General features: G+C 65.2%; 19 protein-coding genes. 12 read left to right on the top strand and 7 right to left on the bottom strand.

Going from position 1 to position 22479, the window contains the following annotated elements:
• Window positions 1-151: 151 nt before the first annotated feature.
• A complete protein-coding gene (locus BMW87_RS27970) occupies window positions 152-1498 on the bottom strand; it encodes an MFS family transporter (RefSeq protein WP_093080502.1) in 1347 nt (448 codons plus the stop codon).
• 190 nt (window positions 1499-1688) lie between these two features.
• On the opposite strand from BMW87_RS27970, the gene BMW87_RS27965 reads away from it, so the two are divergent.
• Together BMW87_RS27965 and BMW87_RS27960 are read left to right on the top strand one after the other, a co-directional pair.
• The gene (locus BMW87_RS27965) at window positions 1689-2072 is read left to right on the top strand and encodes a nuclear transport factor 2 family protein (protein ID WP_093058192.1); all 384 of its coding nucleotides are present in this window, start codon (window positions 1689-1691) and stop codon (window positions 2070-2072) included.
• 15 nt (window positions 2073-2087) lie between these two features.
• Window positions 2088-2888, top strand: a complete 801-nt coding sequence (locus BMW87_RS27960) for a DUF4303 domain-containing protein (protein WP_256216943.1) — start codon at window positions 2088-2090, stop codon at window positions 2886-2888.
• 101 nt (window positions 2889-2989) lie between these two features.
• Here the strand turns inward: BMW87_RS27960 and BMW87_RS27955 are convergent, their stop codons facing one another.
• Complete coding sequence (locus tag BMW87_RS27955; RefSeq protein WP_177192859.1) at window positions 2990-3586, bottom strand: TetR/AcrR family transcriptional regulator; 597 nt, start codon at window positions 3584-3586, stop codon at window positions 2990-2992.
• Between the two features lie 84 nt (window positions 3587-3670).
• On the opposite strand from BMW87_RS27955, the gene BMW87_RS35380 reads away from it, so the two are divergent.
• The 8 genes from BMW87_RS35380 to BMW87_RS27915 all read left to right on the top strand — a co-directional run bounded on the left by BMW87_RS35380 (window position 3671) and on the right by BMW87_RS27915 (window position 12251).
• Window positions 3671-3814, top strand: a complete 144-nt coding sequence (locus BMW87_RS35380) for a hypothetical protein (protein ID WP_218149785.1) — start codon at window positions 3671-3673, stop codon at window positions 3812-3814.
• 67 nt (window positions 3815-3881) lie between these two features.
• Window positions 3882-4670: an SDR family NAD(P)-dependent oxidoreductase gene (locus BMW87_RS27950; RefSeq protein ID WP_093080495.1), complete on the top strand. Its 789-nt coding sequence runs from the start codon at window positions 3882-3884 to the stop codon at window positions 4668-4670.
• Between the two features lie 35 nt (window positions 4671-4705).
• Entirely contained in the window at window positions 4706-5692 is a 987-nt protein-coding gene (locus tag BMW87_RS27945; RefSeq protein WP_093080493.1) for an acrylyl-CoA reductase (NADPH), read from the top strand.
• Between the two features lie 56 nt (window positions 5693-5748).
• Entirely contained in the window at window positions 5749-6579 is an 831-nt protein-coding gene (locus BMW87_RS27940; protein ID WP_256216942.1) for an alpha/beta fold hydrolase, read from the top strand.
• Window positions 6580-6591: 12 nt separating this feature from the next.
• Window positions 6592-7593 carry an NADP-dependent oxidoreductase gene (locus tag BMW87_RS27935; RefSeq protein ID WP_093080488.1) on the top strand — a complete coding sequence of 334 codons (1002 nt, stop codon included), beginning with the start codon at window positions 6592-6594 and terminating at the stop codon, window positions 7591-7593.
• 676 nt (window positions 7594-8269) lie between these two features.
• Window positions 8270-8959 (top strand): response regulator transcription factor, encoded by a 690-nt coding sequence (locus BMW87_RS27925; protein ID WP_093080485.1) that lies wholly within the window; start codon window positions 8270-8272, stop codon window positions 8957-8959.
• The gene (locus BMW87_RS27920; RefSeq protein WP_371258865.1) at window positions 8956-10782 is read left to right on the top strand and encodes an ATP-binding response regulator; all 1827 of its coding nucleotides are present in this window, start codon (window positions 8956-8958) and stop codon (window positions 10780-10782) included. Before BMW87_RS27925 ends, BMW87_RS27920 begins: the two co-directional genes overlap by 4 nt.
• Before the next feature lie 110 nt (window positions 10783-10892).
• Complete coding sequence (locus BMW87_RS27915) at window positions 10893-12251, top strand: NHL repeat-containing protein (RefSeq protein WP_093080483.1); 1359 nt, start codon at window positions 10893-10895, stop codon at window positions 12249-12251.
• Window positions 12252-12303: 52 nt separating this feature from the next.
• Here BMW87_RS27915 and BMW87_RS27910 read toward each other — a convergent pair whose 3' ends face one another.
• From BMW87_RS27910 to BMW87_RS27890, 5 genes are all read right to left on the bottom strand, one after another.
• Window positions 12304-13197, bottom strand: a complete 894-nt coding sequence (locus BMW87_RS27910) for a DMT family transporter (protein WP_093080480.1) — start codon at window positions 13195-13197, stop codon at window positions 12304-12306.
• A gap of 217 nt (window positions 13198-13414) precedes the next feature.
• Window positions 13415-13744 carry a hypothetical protein gene (locus tag BMW87_RS27905; RefSeq protein ID WP_093080477.1) on the bottom strand — a complete coding sequence of 110 codons (330 nt, stop codon included), beginning with the start codon at window positions 13742-13744 and terminating at the stop codon, window positions 13415-13417.
• 120 nt (window positions 13745-13864) lie between these two features.
• Window positions 13865-14479 (bottom strand): response regulator transcription factor, encoded by a 615-nt coding sequence (locus BMW87_RS27900; protein WP_093080676.1) that lies wholly within the window; start codon window positions 14477-14479, stop codon window positions 13865-13867.
• Window positions 14480-14484: 5 nt separating this feature from the next.
• A complete protein-coding gene (locus tag BMW87_RS27895) occupies window positions 14485-16659 on the bottom strand; it encodes a sensor histidine kinase (protein WP_177192856.1) in 2175 nt (724 codons plus the stop codon).
• Between the two features lie 83 nt (window positions 16660-16742).
• Window positions 16743-20294, bottom strand: a complete 3552-nt coding sequence (locus BMW87_RS27890; protein ID WP_093080475.1) for an indolepyruvate ferredoxin oxidoreductase family protein — start codon at window positions 20292-20294, stop codon at window positions 16743-16745.
• Between the two features lie 268 nt (window positions 20295-20562).
• Here BMW87_RS27890 and BMW87_RS27885 point away from each other — a divergent pair, with 268 nt between their 5' ends.
• Window positions 20563-21450, top strand: coding sequence for a LysR family transcriptional regulator (locus BMW87_RS27885; protein WP_093058171.1), 888 nt, complete (start codon window positions 20563-20565; stop codon window positions 21448-21450).
• Window positions 21451-21879: 429 nt separating this feature from the next.
• The gene (locus tag BMW87_RS27880) at window positions 21880-22149 is read left to right on the top strand and encodes a hypothetical protein (protein ID WP_093080472.1); all 270 of its coding nucleotides are present in this window, start codon (window positions 21880-21882) and stop codon (window positions 22147-22149) included.
• Window positions 22150-22479 lie beyond the last annotated feature (330 nt).

Here is a 22479-nt window from a genome sequence, read left to right as displayed (position 1 = left end):
CACGTTGCGGCGGCATGGCCGCCGTGCCGCGCCGTGCCGAAGACGCGGCCCCGGACGGGCAGGTCCGGTCCGGGGGCTTGCGAGGAAATCAGAGGGTATTTCCGGGCCCTCTGTCGCCCGGTTTGCAGGGGTGCTCTGTCGGGGCGCCTGCTTACTTGTCGTGATGCAGGTACGTCGCCTGCTTCGGCAGCAGCAGGCTGACGAGGAAGGCCACTCCCATCATTCCCGTCACGTACCAGTAGAAGTACGACTCGTGCCCGATCGACTTCAGCCCCAGCGCCACGTATTCCGCGCTGCCGCCGAAGATGGCATTGCCCACCGCGTACGACAGGCCTACGCCCAGTGCACGAATCTCGGGCGGGAACATCTCGGCCTTCACGATGCCGCTGATCGAGGTGTAGAAGCTCACTACCGCCAGCGCGAGCGTGATCAGCATGCCGGCCACCAGCGGGCTGCTCACGTTCTGCAGGTTGCTCAGCACCGGCACCGTCATCAGCGCGCCCAGTGCGCCGAACAGCAGCATGTTGGTGCGGCGGCCGATGCGGTCCGACAGCGCGCCGAACAGCGGCTGCATGCACATGTAGATGAACAGGCAGGCCGTCATCACGTTGCTTGCGGTCTTGATCGACATGCCGGCCGAGTTCACCAGGTACTTCTGCATGTAGGTGGTGAATGTGTAGAAGATCAGCGAGCCGCCGGCCGTGTAGCCCAGCACCACGAAGAAGGCGCGCTTGTGGTTCGTGAACAGTTCGCGCATCGAGCCGGCGCCCTTGGCGGCGCGGGTCTTGGTGCTCGCGGTTTCGGTCAGCGTGCGGCGCAGCATGAGTGCGACCACCGCGGCGATAGCGCCGATGACGAACGGAATGCGCCAGCCCCAGCTCTTGAGCTCGGCCTCGTCGAGCACCTGCTGCAGCACCACCACGACAACCACCGCCAGCAATTGGCCGCCGATCAGCGTGACGTACTGGAACGACGAGAAGAAGCCGCGCTGTCCGCGCATCGCCACTTCGCTCATGTAGGTGGCGGTGGTGCCGTATTCGCCACCGACCGACAGGCCCTGCAGCAGCCGTGCGGCCAGCAGCAGCGCGGGCGCAGCGGCGCCGATCTGTGCATAGGTTGGCAGGCAGGCGATGACCAGCGAGCCCACGCACATCATGACGACCGAAGTCACCATCGAAGTCTTGCGACCCTTGCGGTCGGCCAGGCGGCCGAACAGCCAGCCGCCGATCGGGCGCATGAGGAAGCCGGCAGCGAACACGCCAGCGGTGTTCAGCAACTGCACGGTGGGGTCGGACTTGGGGAAGAACGCCGGCGCGAAGTAGATGGCGCAGAAGGCGTAGACGTAGAAGTCGAACCACTCCACCAGGTTGCCGGACGAGGCGGCAAAGATGGCGAAGATGCGCTTGCGCTTTTCTTCGAAGGTGTACGGGGTGTTGTTGGCGGTGGTCGCGTCGGGGCTGGAGGCGCCGGCGGTCGCACTGCTTGCGATGGCGGTCATGAAAAGGGGTCCTTGCTTGTCTCTTGCTGCGGCCCGCCGCAAAGCCGCGCGAAGCCGTCCCGCCGAGTCTGTCCGGCCGCCGCCGGGCTGTCGTCCGTAGCCTGCCGCCGGGCGGCTACGTATCGGTACGCAAGGGTAAATACCTAGAATGGGGTGCCGCAAGCAAGCGGGCTCGCAATGGAGGTCGATGATGGAAGAGCAGATCATCCGGACGGCTATCGACAGACATTGGGCTGCGTCCGCCGCAGGCGACCAGGTCGTCGAGCATGAGATCTATCACGACGATGCCGTGTGCACCTACCCGCAGTCAGGCGAGGTCATCCACGGCCGGCACAACCTGCAGGCACTTCGCAGCCATCACCCCGGCAAGCCATCTGGGTTTGTGGTCCGGCGGATCGTGGGGGAGGGCAGTCTCTGGATAACCGAGTATGCGATCGACTACGGGGGCAAGAGCGCCTTCACCGTGAGCATCATGGAGTTCCGGGGTGGAAAGGTATCGCGCGAGACTCAATACTTTGCCGATCCCTTCGACGCCCCCGCTTGGCGCGCCCAGTGGGTCGAACGGGCAGCGTGATTGCGCACAAGCTGAATGTTCAAATTCAGGAGACACCGCGCCCCGCCAGAAGGAGTTCTCGCCGCCATGACATGGTCACTGTTCTACCGCTTCGACAACGAGGTGCCCACCGACTTCCACGAATTGCGCCAGTTCGGCAGCTCACTGTGGGCCGCGAATGGCAAGGTGAAAACCATGGGGCGCTCCAGCGTCGCCGAGTTTGCCAGTCCGCAGGCCGCGAAGGACGCCCTCGTGCAGCGCAGCAGCGAGATCGAGGCCCGGGGCTACAAGCGGGTGCGCCAGGGCACACACGACCCGGCTCGCATCGACTTCCCCCTGCTCACCGCCGAGATTCGCGATGGTGCTCGCCGCGCCTTCCAGGCCATTCGCGCGGCCCACCCCGACGAAACCATCCGCCTCTTCGCGCTCGGCAGTGACGACAGCGCGATGACCATCGTCCACGCCGCTGGCATTCTTGCGCTGGGCGAGCCCGGCGACATGGACGACGAAAGCGAGATCTGGTGCTCCGCCGAGTGGCCCCATTCGGAGGGCGACGAGTTCCTCGACATCGCCTACCGCATGATTCTGCCCTGCCACCGCAATGACTTGCCTTGCAGTGTTGAGTTCGACGTCTTGCACGCGGGCCTCTTCGAAGCCTGCGTCGCTGCGATGGAACAACTTGATCGCGAAGGGTTCTTTGGTACTGGCGCGGTGCGTGAAGAGGTTGTACTGCTGTGCCAGAGCGAAGGCGCCGAGGACATGGAAGGGTCGATTGCCCGGCTCAATACTCCGCGTGTGGTGGGGCGACTTGAACGCTGGATCAAGCTCTGCGAGTGAGTTCCGATGGGGATGGTCTTGGCGGGTTAACGGTCAGCGGAAACGTCGAAATCCGCAAAGCGGTCATCTTTCAGCGTGTGCAAGAAACTGGACTGGCTGATCTAGGCAAGGGAGGAGCCAAGGGTCGGCGAGGAAAGCCTCGACAGGACTGCAGTGCGGCATACATCCAGAATTTCATCGGCGAGTGGTGAGTCGTCAGGACACGCCCGTGACAGCACTATTGCGCCGATTACCTGTGCAATGACGTCGATCCGCTTGGCACGCGCGTCGCCGCACTCATCGCCTTCCTCTGTCGCGCCGCACTGGTTTGCCAGGTTCGCCAGCAAGCTTTCAACGCCGGCCGCAAAAGCCGTCTTGATCGACTCCGTCTGACGCGCGGCATCTCCGCATAGTGCGGCCATCGTGCAACCGTCACCAGGAGCATCGCGGTGCTCACGGGACAAGTAGTGCTTGACGAACTCCATCGCATCGACGCCTTCGGCCTTGGCCGCCGTCTGCGCAAAACCGCATGTTGCCGCTTCTGCCATCAGGTCGGCCTTGGACCCGAAGTGCTTGTAGAAGCCACCATGGGTGAACCCTGCGCCCGCCATCAAGTCCGCAATCCCCACCCCGTCATAGCCTCGCTCGCGAAACAGCGTGGAGGCCGTCTCGACGATGTGTGCCCGGTTCGCCTGGGCCTGCGCTTTGGTGACCTTCATGTCAAGGATCTCTCTAGATGTGCCATCAGTGAAGTCATGAATATACATTGATGTTAATCATCATCAAACCCCTTGACAACAAAGATGACAATCGACATCATTAGGCTGACTCACCTCGGAAGGCTTCTGGAAATGAGCGATACCCACCTGACCGCCCCCCCTTTCTTCGAGGTGGATGGCGACAAATTCGCCTATCGCCTCTGGGGCAACACGCGATCCAGTTTCTGAAGGAGTGATGCCGCCCGCATCCCCTTTTTCTGCCTGACCAACGACCTTTTCGATCAAGAGAAAACACATGACATCCCATTCCACTGTTCTCATCACGGGCGCCTCGACCGGCATTGGCGCCATCTATGCCGACCGCTTCGCACGCCGCGGCCACGACCTTGTGCTGGTGGCGCGCGACAAGGCGCGCCTGGAAACGCTCGCTGCGCGCCTGCGCGAGGAAACCGGCGCTGCCGTCGATATCCTTCCGGCCGACCTGACCCAGCCCGGCGATCTGGCCGCAGTCGAGACGCGCCTGCGCGAGGACACCAGGATCGAAACCCTGATCAACAACGCCGGGGCTGCACTATCCGGTCACTTCATCGACCAATCGACAGACGATGTCGCCCGACTGGTCAGTCTTAACACCACCGCACTCGTCAGGCTGGCGAGCGCCGTCGCCCCGCGCCTGGCGCAGGCTGGCAAAGGCGCGATCGTCAACATCGGCTCGGTGGTCGGCCTGGCGCCCGAGTTCGGCATGTCGGTCTACGGCGCGACCAAGGCCTTCGTGCTGTTCCTGTCCCAGGGGCTGAGCCTGGAGCTCACGCCCAAGGGTGTCTACGTGCAGGCGGTGTTGCCAGCCGGAACCCGTACCGAGATCTGGGAGCGTGCGGGCATCGACAGCAGCGCGATGCCTGATCTGATGGGAGTGGAAGAACTGGTAGATGCCGCACTGGTCGGATTCGACCGCCGCGAACTCGTGACCATCCCGCCGCTGCATGATGGCGCGCGCTGGGAGGTGCTGAACGCGGCACGGCAGACCTTGATCGGGGACATCCGGCAGGCGCATGTGGCAGAGCGCTATCGAGCCGCCGCCTGAAACCGCAAAAAGCCCCAGAGCGGAAGGGACGGCACATGACATTCAAGGCACTGCTCGCCAGCAAGACTGGCGACACCATTTCAAGCAGCCTGGTCGACTTCAAGGACGAAAATCTGATGCCGGGTGACGTCACCGTCGCGATCGAGTACTCGACGGTGAACTACAAGGACGCGATGGCGCTCAGTGGCCGGTCACCAGTCATTCGCCAGTTTCCGCTGATTCCGGGCATCGACTTTGCCGGTGTCGTCGAGTCGTCGACCTACCCCGGCCTCGTCGCCGGCGACCGTGTGCTGGCGACCGGCTGGGGACTGAGCCAGACGCACCACGGCGGCTTCGCACAGAAGGCGCGAGTGAGCGGTGATTGGCTGGTCAAGATCCCGGAGGTCTTTTCGACCCGGGATGCCATGGCCATCGGCACCGCCGGGTTCACCGCCATGTTGGCCGTGCTCGCACTGGAGCATGGCGGTCTGACGCCCGAGCGTGGAGACATCCTGGTGACCGGCGCCAATGGCGGCTCCGGCTCTGTGGCCATCGCATTGCTGTCGGGCCTGGGCTATCGCGTGATCGCATCGACCGGCCGACTCGACGAAGCCGCCTACCTGCGTGCGCTGGGCGCGGCGGACGTCATCGACCGCCACACCCTGTCCGAAGCGGGCGCACCGATCGCCAAGGAGCGGTGGGCCGGCGCCATCGATTCGGTCGGCAGCCATACGTTGGCGAACGTCCTGGCGCAGACCCGGTATCGCGGCGTGGTCGCGGCCTTCGGCCTCGCACAGGGCGCGGATCTGCCGGCATCCGTGCTGCCGTTCATCCTGCGCAACGTCACCCTCGCAGGTATCGACTCGGTCAATGCGCCGCAGCCTGTGCGGCTGCAGGCGTGGTCGCGCCTGGCCAGCGACCTGGATCTGGGCAAGCTTGCACGGACCACCAAGGTGATTGGCCTGGCAGAGGTGTCTGATGTCGCCAGTCAAGTCCTCGCAGGGATGGTTCAGGGGCGCACCATCGTCGATGTGAACGCCTGACCGCCAATACGATGACGATGACGTTGACCCCTACCGACCGGCACCCAGGATCGAGCGTGCCCTACATCGACACCGCCACCCGATCGATCGATGTCGACGGGACTGCGTTCGCGTACCGCGACCTGGGGCCGCGCAGTGGCGTGCCGCTGGTCCTGCTCAACCATTGGGGCGCGGTCCTCGACAATTTCGACCCGCGTATCGTCGATGGGCTTTCCCGCCGGCATCGCATCATCGCCATCGACTACCGGGGGGTCGGCGCTTCGGGCGGAACGGCACCTGTGACCATCGACGCGATGGCACGGGATGCGATCGCACTGATCCACGCGCTGGGTTTCGAGAAGGTCGATCTGCTTGGCTTCTCCCTCGGAGGATTCGTGGCGCAGGACATTGTGCTGAAAGCCCCCGGCCTGGTGCGCCGGCTCATCCTGACCGGTACGGGGCCGGCGGGCGGCAAAGGCATCGACCAGGTAGGGGCGGTCTCCTGGCCGCTGATGGTCAAAGGCTTGTTGACGCTGCGCGATCCGAAGACCTACCTGTTCTTCACCTCCACGGCCAATGGTCGTCAAGCCGCCAAAGCCTTCCTGGAGCGACTGAGGGAACGCAAGACGGATCGGGACAACGGGCCGACGCCCAGTGCCTTCCTGCGACAGTTGAAGGCAATCAAGGCCTGGGGCCAGCAGGCGCCGCAGGATCTGGGCGGCATCCGCATCCCTGTGCTGATCGCCAATGGCGACAACGACATCATGGTGCCCACCGTGAACAGTCATGACATGGCGCGTCGCATTCCTGGCTCACAACTGGTCATCTACAAGGACGCCGGACATGGCGGGATCTTCCAGTACCACGGCGAGTTCGTGCCCAAGGCGCTGGCCTTCCTCAATGACTGAAAAAAGTACCCCATGAAAGCTTTCATCATCGATCGCTACGGAAAGAAAGAAGTTGGCCGCATCGGCGAAATGCCCGACCCCGAGGTCCGGGACGATGACGTCCTGATCCGGATCCACGCGGCGAGCATCAATCCCCTGGACACGAAGACCAGGAGCGGTGAATTCAAGCTGATTCTTCCCTACCGCCTCCCCCTGATCCTGGGCAACGACATGGCCGGAACGGTCGTGCGGGTCGGCGCTCGCGTTCGCAACTTCAAGCCCGGTGATGAGGTCTATGCACGCCCTGACGACGATCGCATCGGCACCTTCGCCGAGTTCATTGCCGTCAAGGAGTCGTCGCTGGCGCTGAAGCCCGCGAATCTCAGCATGGTCGAGGCCGCCTCCGTTCCTCTGGCGGCCCTGACGGCCTGGCAGGTGCTGGTCGAAACTGCCAAGCTGAAGAAGGGGCAGAAGGTGCTGATCCATGCCGGCTCCGGCGGCGTCGGCACCATCGCCATCCAGCTTGCCAAGCACCTCGGCGCGTTCGTGGCCACGACCACCAGTACGGCCAACATCGGCTGGGTGAAGGCCTTGGGCGCGGACGTCGTCATCGACTACAAGCAGCAGGACTTCGCCACGGTGCTTCGCGGCTACGACGTGGTGCTGAACAGCCTCGGCACCAACGAGCTGAACAAATCCCTCCAGGTTCTCAAGCCGGGCGGGCATCTCATCTCCATCTCCGGGCCACCCACCCCGACGTTCGCCGTCGCGCGAGGACTGGCCTGGCCGCTCCAGCAGGTGCTGCGCCTGCTGAGTTTCGGCATCAGGAAGAAGGCAAAAAAGATCGGGGGTGAATACACCTTCGTCTTCATGCGGGCTGATGGGGCGCAGTTGCGCGAGATCACCGCCCTCGTCGAATCAGGCGCAATCCGCCCGGTCGTCGACAAAGTATTCCCGTTTCAGGACACCCACAAAGCTCTGGCTTACGTCGACAGTGGGCGCGCCAAGGGCAAGGTCGTGGTGCAGATGATTTAGCTGCCGCGCGATGTTGCGCGGAAAGCGCACGGTTGTGCCCGGGCTGTTCAACAAGCCGTCGTGCTTCGGCGTGCGTTTCTTGATACGGCGGTTCGCATCGCGGGTGGCGACTCAAGTGCTTGGCAAGCCGCGGTTCGAGCTGTCGACACGCTCCAAGCAGACAAGCCGCGTGATCCAAGTAGCGAGTACGAGCAGCTCACCTTTAGCTTCGGTGGAAATGCCGTCCAAACCGCTGGCGTATTGAGTACCCCGACGGCAACGAGAGAGATGCCGGTCTGCGGGCCGATTGCTTAATACGCCCTGCAACGAGATGTCCCGAAGGCATATGCCCTTTCGCCTATGCCTTTCTATTTGCGCGGCAATTGAACCTCTGCGTCACGAGCGTCAGCGCCGAACCGAACCGGTAGTGAGCAACGAGAGAGCGGCTTGATCGCTCATCAGTTCGATCTGGACCTGTGTGGCTCTCCGGTGGAGACATGCGTGATTCCAATGCCGCCCTGCTGCTTAAGGCGTTCCATCCAAAGATGCAGGATGGTGTCGATATGGGGAAACGTCGCGCGATGTTGTGAAGCCCGAACCATCCTACCGATGGCAGATGTTGCTCATGGCAGAGCCGCGGATCTCATGACTTTGGTCATTTCAGGTTCGCAGCCATCCGCACTAAGATGCCCGGACCATGGCTACTGCCACCCCCCTGCCGCTGCATGCCGCGCCGTTGCGTAGCGAGGCCAGCGTTGCCATACCGGCGCGGGGCATCCTGGTGGTCGACGACCACGAGTTGGTGCGCCTGGGCCTGAGGGCGCTGCTGCTTGCGGAGACCGGCAGCGTGCCGGTGTACGAGGCACGCTCCCTGGCCGACGCATTGCGCCTGTACGAGTTCCATCTCACGTCGCATCTTCTGGTGCTGCTCGATCTCGATCTGCCCGACTCCCAGGGGCTGGATACCCTGGTGCGTTTCAGGCGCGCCTTTCCTGCATCGCGCGTGGTCGTGCTATCGGGCAAGGACAGCCATGCGTTGATGCAAGGGGTGATGGCGCTCGGGGCGCAGGCCTTCCTGCCCAAGACAGGTCACCTGGGCGAGGTGTTGCGCTACGTGAGGGACAACGATCTGGTCGCTCTGCCAGCCTCGCCGTCCATGGCCCCTGTCGCTGTCCGCACGACGCCGGCGACGGCGACGACTGAGTTGCAGCCGCAGCTCAACGTGCGCCAGGTCGAAATCCTCGACTGGCTGCTGGCCGGCAAGTCGAACAAAGAGATCGCACAGCTATCGCACCTGACCGAGGGCACGGTCAAGAACCATGTGTCTACCCTGTTGTTGCTGTTCGGCGTGCGCTCGCGAGCCCAGCTCATCAGCAGTCTGAAGTGAGCCCACCGCGCCATGCGGCCTTCGACGTGGCGATGCCCCGCATGCCTGCAATGAATGACTTGCATCCGCCCGAGTTGGCCGAGCGGGTGCTGCGCGAACAGGTGGCCGCGGTCCATGCCAACGCGCCGGCAGCCTATCTCGCGGACTTCCTCACGGCACAGTCGCTGGGCATCGGCCTGTTCGTGGCCACGTGGCGCTGGCAAGTCCTGCTGTGGATGGCACTGCACCTGGCGTTAACGCTGCGACGAGCCTATCGGCGCTACCAGCGCAGTCCTGATGCTGCCGCCCATCCCGAGTACTGGGCACGCTTCAATGCGCGCAACGTGCTGCTGCGCTCCTGTGTCTGGGGCCTGGCGCCGTGGCTGTGCGTTCCGCCGGGGCGCAACCTGGGGCTCTGGGTCATGGTCATCGTGATGATGATGGGCGGCTGCGCCGGCGGAGCACTGTCGCTGGCGGTTCTCAAGCGCAACATTCCACGCTTCATCGTGCCCAGCATGGCGAGCCTGACCTTGGCGCTGGCCTGGCGCGGCGACAGCACGCACCTGTTCCTGGCCACCGGCTGCCTGCTGTACATGTGCGTCATGATCATGTTCGCGCTGCAGCATCATCGGCTGCTGACAGCTGCGCTGACCATGCGTTTCGAAAAGGAGGCGCTGGCCGAGCAGCTGAGCCATCAGATTGCCGCGACCCAGCGTGTCAGCGAGGAGAAGACGCGCTTTCTTGCCGCGGCGAGCCACGATCTGCGCCAGCCTCTGCACGCCATCGCATTGTTCGGAGCCGTCATTGAAAAGAAGCTCAAGGGCACGGAGGAATGGAATCACGCGGTGCGGTTGATGGATGCGGTTGGAACGCTCGGCGATTCGCTCGACATCCTGCTGGACATCTCGCGACTTGATGCCGGCGAGGTGGCGCCGCAGATTCGACCCGTGGAGCTCAATCCGCTGTTCCTCGCGCTCAACAATGTGTTCGTGGCGCAGGCGGCCGACCGGGATCTGCAACTGCGGCTGCGTGCCACGCCTTGCTGGGTGCTGAGTGATCCGCAGCTGTTGCAGCGGCTGCTGTCCAATCTCGTGGACAACGCGCTCAAGTACACGACGCGCGGCGGCGTGGTGGTGGCTGCCCGCGCACGCGGGCCGCTGGTGTGGATCGACGTATGCGATACCGGCATCGGCATCGCGGACGAGCACCTCGGCCGCATCTTCGACGAGTTCTACCAGATCGGTAATCCGGGGCGCGATCGAGCACAGGGACTGGGCATCGGCCTGTCCATCGTGCAGCGGCTCTCACGCTTGCTGGCGCACCCGCTGCAGGTGCGCTCGCGCCTGCATCACGGCAGTCGCTTTCGCCTGGTGCTTCCGGCGGTGACCGCCTCGGGTGTCGTGCCACTCGCTGCATGCCCAGGCGCTGCCTTGCCATTGCCGCAGCGCGTGCTGCTCATCGATGATGAAGCCGCGATCCGCCAAGCCGTTACCGGGCTGCTGCAGGCCCACGGCGTAACCATCGATGCAGTGGCCAGCGAGGCCGAAGCCGAGGCCGTGCTGGTGCAAGCCGCACATGGAAGTACCCCTGTCGAAGTTCTGTTGTGCGACGTGCGGCTGGCCGACGGTGCCGACGGACTTGCCGCGGCGCAGCGACTGAGCGCGTGCTTCAGCCCCGGCTTGCAGGTACTGTTGATCACCGGGGAAACCGCGCCGCAACGACAGCGGCAGATGCTCGACTCCGGGTTGCAGGTGCTACTCAAGCCGGTGGCCGCCGACAGGCTGCTGCAGGCCCTTGCATCGCTGACGCGGCACGATACGACGCACGCTTGCATGCGCTCCTGAGCATCTTTTTTTGCTGCTCGGCGATGACCTTCGACACTAGATCGCAGGCGTTGCCGACCCTACCGTGGAGGCCTTCTCGTTCACTCCACTTGAAAAAAGGAAGGCCCATCATGAATACCACTCGTACCGTTTCCCGCGCATGGCGTGCACCTGCCGCGCTGCTGATGATGAACCTCGTGCTGGCCGCCTGCGGCGGCGGTGGGGGCGGAGGCGGCGGCTTCCCCGGCTTCGCTGTCGCTCCTGCACCTGCTCCTCAGGGAACGCAGACGCCGGCACCGACGCAGGAAGACACCGCGCCCTCCATCACGACACAGCCATCGGATACCACCATTGGCCAGGGCGTGACCGCCATGTTGAAGGTACAGGCTGTGCGTGCCACGACCTACCAGTGGCAGCGCAGCGTTGATGGCGGTGCCAACTGGACCGATGTTTCCGGCGCCACCAGCGACAGCTTCACCACAGCTGCCAATCAACTGGCCGACAGCGGCCAGCAGCTGCGCGTGCAAGTGACGGGCCCCAATGGCAGTGTGACCAGCCATGCCGCCACGCTGACGGTCAAACCCTGGGTCGCCAACGTGCTGGCGACCACCGGGGTGACATACAACCGTCCCTATCAACTCGTTCTGGATGCCAGCGGCGCGAACCTCTACGTGGCCATGGGAGGCAATGGTTCGGTCTACAGGATCGACACGGCCAGCGGCAGCGGCGCGGAAGTAACGCCGGGGACGACCATGAACACGCCGTATGGCCTGGCACTGGCCGCCGACGGTACCCTGTACGTGAGCGACCAGCATCGCATCAACAAGATCGCCCCCAACGCCACAACCTACAGCACCTGGGTGGGCAGTGGCACCAGCGGGTACGCCGACAGCCCGGCCGCTGCAATGTTCAACGACCCCGCCGGCATTGCGCTGGATGGCGCAGGCAACCTGTTCGTGGCAGACCTGGAAAACAAGCGCGTGCGCAAGGTCGCGGCCGATGGCACCACGAGCACGCTCGCCGGAGACGGCACGCAGGCCTACCTCGACGGAGTCGGCACGGCCGCCCAGATGGCGCGCCCGCAGGGCCTGGCGATCAGCCGCGATGGCAGCACGCTGTACGACACGGACACCGACGGCACATGCTTGCGCAAGATCGATGTGGCCAGCGCCACAGTGAGTACGCTGCTGGGCGATTGCAACGGCAACGCTGTTTCCAATGTGGTCGACGGAACGGCCGCCACGCCGGCCAAGCTCGGCTATTCCTACGGCGTAACGGTGGATGCACATGACAACGTGTTCCTGACGCATGCCTGGGATGGCGTGGCGCGAGTGGTCACGCCTGCGGGCGAGATCAGCACACTGCGGGACAGCACCGGCGCGGCGATCATCTTCAATTTTCCGATTGGTGTGGCGGTCGCCAGCGACGGGACCATCTACGTGGGCGCATCCAACGGCAACCAGATCTTCAAGCTCACGCTGGCGCCCTGAGCCGTTGATCTTGTCTGCCCGATGCGGCTTCGCACGCCCGCTTCGCCGCGGATCAGGTGGCCTGCCTCTTTGGCCGAGCAGATTTTGGCGCCTCGCTTCGCGCCAGCCACAGTCCGCTCGCAACGATCAATGCCCCGCCGCCCAGCGTCCATGCGTCGGGCGCGGCCTGCCAGAACACCCAGTCCAGCACAAGCGCCCAGGCCAGGGCGCTGTATTCGAAGGGGGCGATGGCGGCGGCCTGACCGTGACGGAAGGCCTCGGCGATAGCCATCTGGCCCAGAAAGCCGCTGATGGACAAACCCGCAAGCACCCACGTGTGTTCAGCCTGGATTGGCACCCATTGCGGCGCCGATAGCAGACCGCCGCCCACTGCCATGCCGGCCGTAGTCCAGAAGACCAGCGCGGCGCTCGATTCGGTGCGGCTGATGAGCCGGCCCAGCATGTTCGACAGCGCATAGCAGACTGCGGCCACCAGAATCGCCAGAGCACCCACCGAGAGGAAGGCACCCTGCTCAGGCCGAAGTGCGATCACGACACCGACGAAGCCCAGCCCGATCGCGATCCAGTGCCGCGGCTGGACCGACTCGCCCAGCATCGGCACGGCGATGAGCACCATCAGCATCGGAGCGATGAAAGTGAGTGTGTAGGCCTCTGCCAGGCCCAGGGTCTTCAGGCCATGGACGAAGAGCACGAGCATCGTCATGTTCAGCGCAGTGCGCAGCAGGTGCAGGCGCCAACGCAGCCGGCGGCTGAAAACGCCGGCTGCCTCGCGCCGCCAGGCGATGTACAGGCACACCAGGGGCAGAGCCGTGAGACCGCGCAGTGCCATCACCTGCACCGGCGGGTAGTGCCCGGCCAGGTTCTTGAGCAGCGCGTCCATGCAGGCAAAGAAGGCGCAAGCCAACAGCATCGCGGCGATGCCGCGCAGGGTTCCGGTCGAGTGCATGGTCGGGTTGTCTCGCGGCAGTGGCCGGGGAGGGGACTTGTTCTTGACCGCCTAGCATAGGCGCTGCGAACGTCTGGTCCTGGCCGAAATTTGCCATCAACTCGAGAGCAGCGCTGCGATGTAGCGACACTGAAACGGCACGGCCTTGGTGAAGTCCCCGGACCAGAAGACGTCGCAAAGCCCGCCCCAGGTCAGTTCGATATGCAGCCGAGAAATGTCAGGTCTTGTTGTCAGTCCGGCTCAGCTTCAGCCGGCGAATCTCGGCGAGCTGAAACCTGAAGGCATCGACCGCTTCCTTGGCCTTGGGCTCCCAGGTGTCGGTCTTCATGTGCGCGAGAACCGCCTCCAGCGCATCACCGAGTTGTCCAATCTGCCGTCCGTAGCTTCCGACGTCATCCAGAATCTGCTGCTCCAGAGCAGGGTCTGACGACTTGCCCATATTGATGTTGATGAACCCAAGCTGCCCATTGGCGATCTTGGTAAACCAAGTCCAGGGATTGATTTCCTGGCGCACATTGCCAGAGAGCGGCAAGTAAAAGTTCGGCATCGGAGTCCTCCTGCGCAACGCGACTGGCTGCGGCGATGAGGTCAAGCAAGAAGCTCGCCGAGCCACTTCCGGTCCTGCCATGGGCTCGCGCATTGGGCCCCCTTGCTTCCAGTCGGGTCGCTACAGTGCGTGTTCCCGCAGGAACCGGTCCAACTGATGGCTGTTCGCCAGCCCCAGCTTGGCGAACACATGCGCGCGGTGGGTTTCCACGGTGCGCTGCTCCAGCGGCGCGAGCTCCTGCGCGATCTGCTTGTTGGGCTTGCCCTCGGCCACCAGCCGGGCCACCTGCATCTCGCGCGGTGTCAGCTTGTCCCACAGTGCCTGCGCGGCCTGGCGGGCCTGCCGGCGCGCGGCGATCTCGCCAGCCTGCTGCAATGCTTTGGCGATGCTGTCCAGCAGGCGTTCGTCGTTGCACGGTTTTTCCAACCAGCCGAAGGCGCCGTTCTGCACGGCCTCGACGGCCATAGGTATGTCTCCGTGGCCGGACAGGAAGATCACCACCAGCGGGCTGTCTTGTGCGCGCAGCGCATCGAACACCTGCAGGCCACTCACGCCGTCCATGCGCAGGTCCAGGATCACGCAGCCCGCGCGCTGCAAATCGGCGCCGGCCAAGAAGGCCTCGCCCGAGGCAAAGGTCTGCACCGCGTAGCCGCGCGACAGTAGCAGCAGGCCCAGCGAACGGCGCACGGCCTCGTCGTCGTCCACCACGCACAGGTTGTTGGCAAGAGCGCTCATGGCGTTCATGGGGGTGTGATTTCCAGTTCGAGGGTGAAAACTGTGCCACCGCCGGCCCGGTTGGCAAAGGACAGCCGGCCGCGATGGGCCTCGACGATGGTGCGGCAGATGTTCAGCCCCAGCCCCAGGCCGCCGGTCTTGGTGGTGAAGAAGGGCGCGAACACCTGCTCGGCCAGCGCGGCGTCGATGCCCGGCCCGCGGTCGGCCACGCGGATGTGCATGCGCCCTTCCTGCACCTCGGCCTCGATCTCCACGAGCCGCTGTTCCGGCGGGGTGGCCTGCATGGCGTGCAGGCTGTTGGACAGCAGGTTGAGCAGCACCTGCTCGAGCAGCACGCGGTCGCCGCGCACCTCGGGCAGCCCTGCCGGTATGCGAACCTCGGCGCGCGCCTGGCGCATGCGCATCTCGCCCTGCAGCAGCGCCAGCGCGTTGCTGACCAGCGCCGCCACCGCGCAGTCTTCGGTGCCTGCGGTGCGCTGGCGCACGAAGCCGCGGATGCGCCGCACGATCTCGGCGCTGCGCTGGGCCTGGGCCATGGTCTCGTCGAGGCTGCTGACCAGCAGCGACTGGTTGCCCTGCTCTGCAAAAGCCTTGGCGGCGCTCGCGAAGTTGCTCAGCGCCATCAGCGGCTGGTTCAGCTCGTGGGCCAGCGTGGAGGCCATCTCGCCGAGGCTGGCCAGGCGCTGGGCGTGCTGCAGCTGTTCGTCGTTCTGGCGCTGGCGCAGTTCGGCGCGCTTCTGCTCGGTGATGTCCACCACCGAGCTCATCCAGCCGCTGTGCTTGCCGTCGGCGTCGATCAGCGCAGCGGTGTAGACCATGGTGATCACCTCGTGCCCGTCGCGGTGCCGCAGGCGCGACTCGAAGCCCGCGTGCGCGGGCTCGCCGCTCATCATGGCGTCGTAGTGGCGCCAGTGCAGCGTCACGTCGTCAGGGTGCCAGTAGGGGTAGGGCGGCAGCCGGCCGAGCAGTTCGTCGGCACCGTAGCCGGTCATTTCGCAGAAGGCCAGGTTGACGTAGATGATGCGGCCGTTCAGGTCGCGTGCGCGCATGCCCACCAGCAGCGAGTCTTCCATCGCCTTGCGGAAGGCGTGGGCCTCGTCGAGTTCGTGGGTGCGCTCGCGCACGCGCAGCTCCAGGTCGCGCCGCGCATCGCGCTGCTCGGCGAAGCGGCGTTCGCGCAGCTGCCAGTACAGGCCGCCCAGCAGCAGCAGGCTGGCACACAGCAGGCCCAGCATCCAGGCGCGTTCGCGCGCGCGAGTGACTTCGGCATGGTCGGCCATCACCGTCAGCGTCCAGCCGAGATCGGGCAGCGGCTCGTCCACCGCCAGGAAGCGGCGCGGCTGGCCGCCGAGGTCGGTGCGCACGAGGTAGCCGGGCCCGCCTTCGTCGCGATCGACCTTCCACGGCAGCGCCGGAAAGTTCGTGCGCGCGCCGTACTGCTGGTCGCGCCGCATGCCTTCGATCTCGGCGGCGCCCAGGGCTCGCGTGGCCTGGTACATCCATGACTGCACCGAACTCAGGAACACGATGCCGCGCGCGTCGGTCAGCAAGATGGGGTCGCGCGCGAAGGTCCAGGCATCCTGCAACTGGCGCAGGCTGACCTTGACCGTCACCACGCCCAGCACCGCGCCGCCGTCCGGCCGCACCGGTGCCGAAATGAAGAGCCCCGGCTCGCCGGTCGTCTGGCCCACACCGTAGAACAAGCCGTTGCGTCCCGCGCGGGCGTCGATGAAGTAGGGCCGGTTGGCATACGACTCGCCGACGAAGGTCTGCGGCGTTGCCCAGTTGCTGGCCGCCAGCGTCATGCCCTGCAGGTCGATCAGGTAGAGCGCATCAGAGCCCGCCTGGCGGTTCACTTCCTCAATGTAGCGGTTGGCGCGCTGCTTCACCGCCGCGTCTTGCGGATGGGCCAGCGCGGCCAGCACGTCCGGATGCAGGCTTGCCGTGAACGGGAGGTAGCTGTACTTGCCGGCGGCATCGCGCAGGCCCAGTACGTGGACTTCCATGGCGCGGCGGATCGAGTCGGCCTGGAAGTTAGCTTCGCGGCTCGCGGCCCATTGGGCTGCGAGGCCGATCAGCAGCAGCGCCAGCGCGAGTGCGGCCGCCCATGCGGCTGCCGCGCGGTAGCGGCGGCGCGGGCGGGTTGGGGGTGGCAGAGGAGCGGGCGTGATTGGCGGCATGGGAGACAGGGGCCGACCGGCGCGGCGATCAGAATTTTGCCCTGATCGCCGGCAGGCCCCCTCGAATGCCGCTGGCTCGGGGCTCAGGCCGCCACGGGCTGCGCCTGCTGCGGGGCGCGTGCACGGGAAGCAGGCGCCGTGTCCAGTTGCTTCACCAGCACACCCCACCGCACACGCGCCGACACCACGCTCTCTTCCTTCACATGCCCGAAGCCGCGGATCTGCTCGGGTAGCCGTGCCAGCGACAGCGCGGTGTCGAAGTCGATGCAATCGAAACGCGCAAGCAGGTCTTCGACCATCGCGCGGTAGTCCTCGATCAGCTGCCGCTCCATGCGCCGTTCGGCGGTACGGCCAAACGGGTCGAGCGCCGTGCCGCGCAGGCCGCGCAACTTCGCGAGCAGGCGGAACGCGCCCATCATCCACGGCCCGAAGCTCGTCTTCACTGCGCGGCCCTCGGCATCGCGGCGGCCGAGCACCGGCGGCGCCAGGTGAAAGCGCAGCACCGGCTTGCCTTCGAACTGCTCGCCCAGCTTTTCCATGAAGCGCTTGTCGGTGTAGAGCCGCGCAACCTCGTATTCGTCCTTGTAGGCCATCAGCTTGAAGAGACCCGATGCGACGGCCTTCGCCAGCTGCGTGCTGCCGCGCTCGCGCTGTTCGACCGCGCGCACGCGCTCCACCAGTTCGGCATAGCGCTGCGCATACGCCGCGTTCTGGTACGCCGTGAGGAATGCGGTGCGGTCCGCCACCAGCGCCTCGAAGCTCTGCGGCCGCTGCAGCGCCACCACCTTCGAAGGCGCGGCTTCACGCGTTACTGCGGCAAGATCCAGCGCCGCCTTGCGGCCCCAGCGGAACGCAGCCTGGTTCGCCTTCACGGCTACGCCGTTGATCTCGATGGCCTTGTTCAATGCCTCGGCGGACAGCGGCACAAAGCCCTTCTGGAACGCAAAGCCCAGCAGGAACAGGTTCGCCGCAATCGCATCGCCCATGAGCCGCGTTGCAAGCTGCGTCGCATCGATGAAGTCCGCGCGGCCTTCGACCGATTCCTCGATCAGAGCGCGCACCTGCGCGGCCGGAAACTCCCAGTCGGGTTGCTGCGCGAAATGCCCCGTCGGCTGCTCGAAGGTGTTGACCAGCGCATAGGTGCGCCCCGGCCGCATGCGCGCGATGGCATCGGGCGCGCCGGCCGTGAGCATGTCGCAGCCCAGGATCAGATCGGCCTCGCCGGTAGGAATGCGCTGCGCCTTCAGCTGCGCCGCGTCGCGCGCGATGCGCACGTGCGACGTTACCGAGCCGTTCTTCTGCGACATGCCCGTCATGTCGAGCACGCTCACGCCCTTGCCCTCGAGGTGCGCCGCCATGCCGATCAGCGCGCCGATGGTGATGACGCCCGTACCGCCGATGCCGGTGATCAGGATGTTGTGCATGCCTTCGAGCGCGAGCGGTGCCGGATCGGGCAGGGCGGCTTCTTCCGCCGGAGCCTTTGCCGCCACCGGCGCCTGCTTGCGCGGCTTCACGCCTTCCACCGTCACGAAGCTCGGGCAGAAACCCTTGATGCACGACTCGTCCGCATTGCACGCGCTCTGGTCCACGCTGCGCTTCAGGCCCAGGTCGGTCTGCTTGGGCAGCAGCGCGGTGCAGTTCGACTGCTCGCCACAATCGCCGCAGCCTTCGCACACAGCATCGTTGATGAACACGCGCCGCGCGGCCTGTGGAAATTCGCCCTTCTTGCGGCGGCGGCGCTTCTCGGCTGCGCACACCTGGTCGTAGATGAGCACCGACACGCCCTCGAACTCGCGCAGCTCGCGCTGCACCGCGTCCATGTCGTCGCGGTGGTGCACGGTGAGCATGAAGCCGTCACGCTCCGGCAGTAGCACGCTGCGGTCGGCCCAGCGCGTCGGGTCTTCGGCCACCAGCGCGAGGCGCTTCACGCCCTCGGCCGCCATCTGGTGCGCGATGCGCGGCACAGTGATGGGCCCGTCGACCGGCTGCCCGCCCGTCATCGCGACCGCGTCGTTGTAGAGGATCTTGTAGGTGATGCTCACGCCAGCAGCCACCGCCGCGCGGATGGCGAGCGAGCCCGAGTGGTAGTACGTGCCGTCGCCGAGGTTCGCGAACACGTGCTTGCGCTTGGAGAACCACGCCTGCCCCAGCCATGGCGCACCTTCGCCGCCCATGTGCGTCGTCGTCTTGTTGTGCTCGGGGTAGATGGCCGTTGCCATCACGTGGCAGCCGATGCCCGCGAGCGCGAGGCTGCCTTCGGGCACCTTGGTCGAGGTGTTGTGCGGGCAGCCCGAGCAGTACCAGGCTGGCCGCGAGGGCGTGGCCACGGCCTTGCCCAGCACCACGTCCTTCGCGTCAAGAATGGCGAGCCGCATGCGGATGCGGTCGCTGGTGTGAAAGCGCGCCACGCGCCCTGCGATCACGCGCGCGATCTGCGCCACCGAGAAGTCGGCCGTTGCCGGCAACAGCCAGCGGCCACGCGGATGCACCCACTCGCCTTGTTCGTCGAACTTGCCGATCACGCGCGGGCGCACGTCTTCGCGCCAGTTGTAGAGATGCTCCTTGAGCTGGTACTCGACGATCTGGCGCTTTTCTTCCACCACCAGGATTTCTTCGAGCCCGTCGGCAAACTCGCGGATCGAGTCGGGCTCCAGCGGCCACGGCATCGATACCTTGAAGAGGCGAATGCCGATGCGCGCGGCCTCGTCTGCATCGATGCCGAGTTCTTCCAGCGCTTCGAGCACATCGCGGTACGACTTGCCCGAGGCCACGATGCCCAGCCGTGCCTTGGGCGAGTCGATGGTCACGCGGTTCAGCCGGTTGGCGCGCGCATAGGCGATGGCGGCGTAGATCTTGTAGTCCTGCATCAGCGCTTCCTGCTTGCGCGCCTGCACGCCGAGCGTGTCGGTCGACAGGCGCGCGTGCACGCCGCCGGGCGGGAACACGAAGTCCGAAGGCAGTCGCGTGTGCACGTCGAGCGCGCCGGCCGGTATGGAGCCGGAAGATTCGACCGTGTCGGCCAGCGCCTTGAAACCCACCGGCAGCCCTGCGAAGCGCGACATCGCGAAGCCGTGCAGGCCCAGCTCGATGTATTCCTCCACGCTCTGCGGATAGAGCATCGGGATCATCGAGGCGGCGAACAGGTGGTCGCTCTGGTTGGGCAGCGTGGAAGAAGACGCGCCGTGGTCGTCGCCCGCCACCAGCAGGACACCGCCGTTGGGTGAGGTGCCCGCATGGCTCATGTGCTTGAACACGTCGCCGCAGCGGTCCACGCCGGGTGCCTTGCCATACCACATGGCAAAGACGCCATCGACCGCGCTCTCGCCGGTGAGGTGCACCTGCTGCGTGCCCCAGACGGCGGTGGCGGCCAGCTCCTCGTTTACGCCGGGCAAGAACTTGACTGCGTTGGCTTCGAGCTGCGGCTGCGCCTTCCATAGCGCTTCGTCCAGGCCGCCGAGCGGCGAGCCTCGGTAGCCCGAAACGAAGCCCGCGGTGTTCAGCCCCGTCTTCTGGTCGCGCCATTTCTGCACGAGCATGAGGCGCACCAGCGCCTGGATGCCGCTGAGGTAGATCCGGCCTTCTGTGGCCGTGTATTTGTCGTCCAGCGCAACGCTGGCCAGTTCGTGGGATGCCATGACTGAAAAAGACTCCGGGTAGGACTCGTTGAAATGCGGGCGTGGCCCCGGTAGAGGGCCGGCTCGCGAGATGCCTCGCCGGGGTAGACGGCGAGGCAGCAACGATTCTTCCGCCTTGTCTTCTGAAAGTGCTTCTTCGTTTTGGCAAAGCGCGGCGCTTTACGGAAGATCTGTCTTTTGCGAGTGCGATCGACCGAAAGGATTTCGGCCGTCTTGAGCCGGCCCGCTGGCCCGACAATGGCGGCCCCCGCAGCACGACGAGAACCCGATGAGACCCGACCTCGATTCGCTGGCGCTTTTCCTGCGCGCCATTGAGCACGGCAGCCTGTCGAAGGCCGCCGCCGAGAGCCACATGGTGCTGTCGGCCGCGAGCCGCCGCCTGTCCATTCTCGAAGGCCACCTGGGCGTTGCGCTGCTGAACCGCACCTCGAAGGGCGTGACGCCCACCGGCGCCGGCGAGTCGCTCGCCATGCATGCACGCCAGATCCTGCGCGACGTAGACCGCATGCGCGCCGACCTGTCCGACTACGCACAGGGCGCCACCGGCCGTGTGCGGCTGCATGCCAATGCCTCGGCCATGGGCCAGTTCTTGCCCGACGACGTGGCGAGCTTTCGCCAGCGCTACCCCGAGATCCGCGTGAGTGTGGAAGAGCACCGCAGCGTCTACATCGTGCAGGCCATTCGAGACCGGCAGGCCGATGTGGGCGTCATCACCAGCGAGGCGGCAGACCCCGCGCTCAACTTCATTCCCTATCGCACCGACCGGCTGGTGGCCATCGTGCGGCAGAAGCATCCGTGGCGCGGGCGCGAGGTGTCGTTCGAGGAACTGCTCGACTTCGATTTCGTGGGGCTGGAAGACGACTCGGCCATTTCCCGCACGATGGAAGACGCCGCCATGAGTGCGCGCAAGGTGTTGAAGCTGCGTGTGCGGGTGAAGAGCTTCGAGGCCGTGTGCCGGATGATCGAAGCGGGAATGGGCGTGGGCATCCTGCCCGAGGGGGCTGCGGTGACCTATCGCAAGGAGATGAAGCTGCGCTTTATCAACCTCACCGACGCTTGGGCTTCACGACGGATGTATCTGTGCACGCGGCAGGAGGCGTTGAGCTTTCCGCAGCGCCGGTTGGTCGACCATCTGTTGGCGCGCGGGATGCCGTAGGGCTCGGGCTCGGGGTCATTCGGGGCGACGCTCACGCCGACGGGGTACCTTGCTCCGCGAATGTCCCCCGGCCTGCGGCCTCCTCCTTTATTTCGCTGCGCAAGGCACCCCATCGGCGTGATCGTTCAGAGCCGCTGCGGAAGCTGCATTTGTTGGCGGTCGCCGAGACTTCGTGCCGCATGGAACGGCTATTTCGCAGGGTTCTTCTCTAGAGTGGATGCCCCTGTCACTCGATACCCCACCAAGGGAAGAAGAAAGGCGCAACACACACAGCCACCGAGATGTTTGAAGGCTGCTTGCCTCGCGGCAGGTTATCGGTGCGAAAGCAGCGATGCAGATGCGAGGTATCAAAAGGCGACGGCCGAGGTGTTACGAGCACCCCAGCCGTCTAACCAAGTTCGTGCAACACCTTGGAAGGAACGCACAAAAATGGCTACCAAGACTATAGCCCGGCCCCGCACGCCGGTAGCTTCCGAAGACAACGCCCAAGACCCGGCGGATCTTCTCGAAAACACCCTCTCTCAGCTTGAAGCTCTCCTGTGGGTTTGCCACGGGGAAGACATCGACTGGTGCAGCGGGGATGGGCTTCGACGACTGGACAACCTGCTTTGGCTTGCGGCCGAACTTGCTCGCAAGGCGGGGGAGCTGTTTCAGCTGAGCGAGAAGGCGCGACGTGGGGCGCCTGAGACCGGCGGTTAGCGGCTGGTCTGCGGGCTGCGTGTTTCGCGGCCCGCCTGGCGAACGGGTTCTTTGGGGTACGACGGCTGAAGCCTTCGTGATGGAGGGAATTCGGTTTGGTTGAGGCTGCTTGTGGATAGGCCTCGGTATCAGCCATGCGCTCCATGCTGATCGTCTACAGACAATGCGAGCATCCGCTTTGCAGGGCGGAAGCGGACTGTCGCTGCTCAAGGCTAGACTTCCGAGTCCGGCCAACAGCATCGGTGATCGGGCGGGTTGATTGACCTGCGGAGTTCTCTTCCTAGACTCGTAAATCCACTACGAAGGAGAGCTTGAATGACCTACTTCACC

Source organism: Variovorax sp. OV084, assembly GCF_900111625.1.
Lineage (GTDB): Bacteria > Pseudomonadota > Gammaproteobacteria > Burkholderiales > Burkholderiaceae_C > Variovorax.
This window is presented reverse-complemented; position numbering and strand designations above follow the sequence as displayed.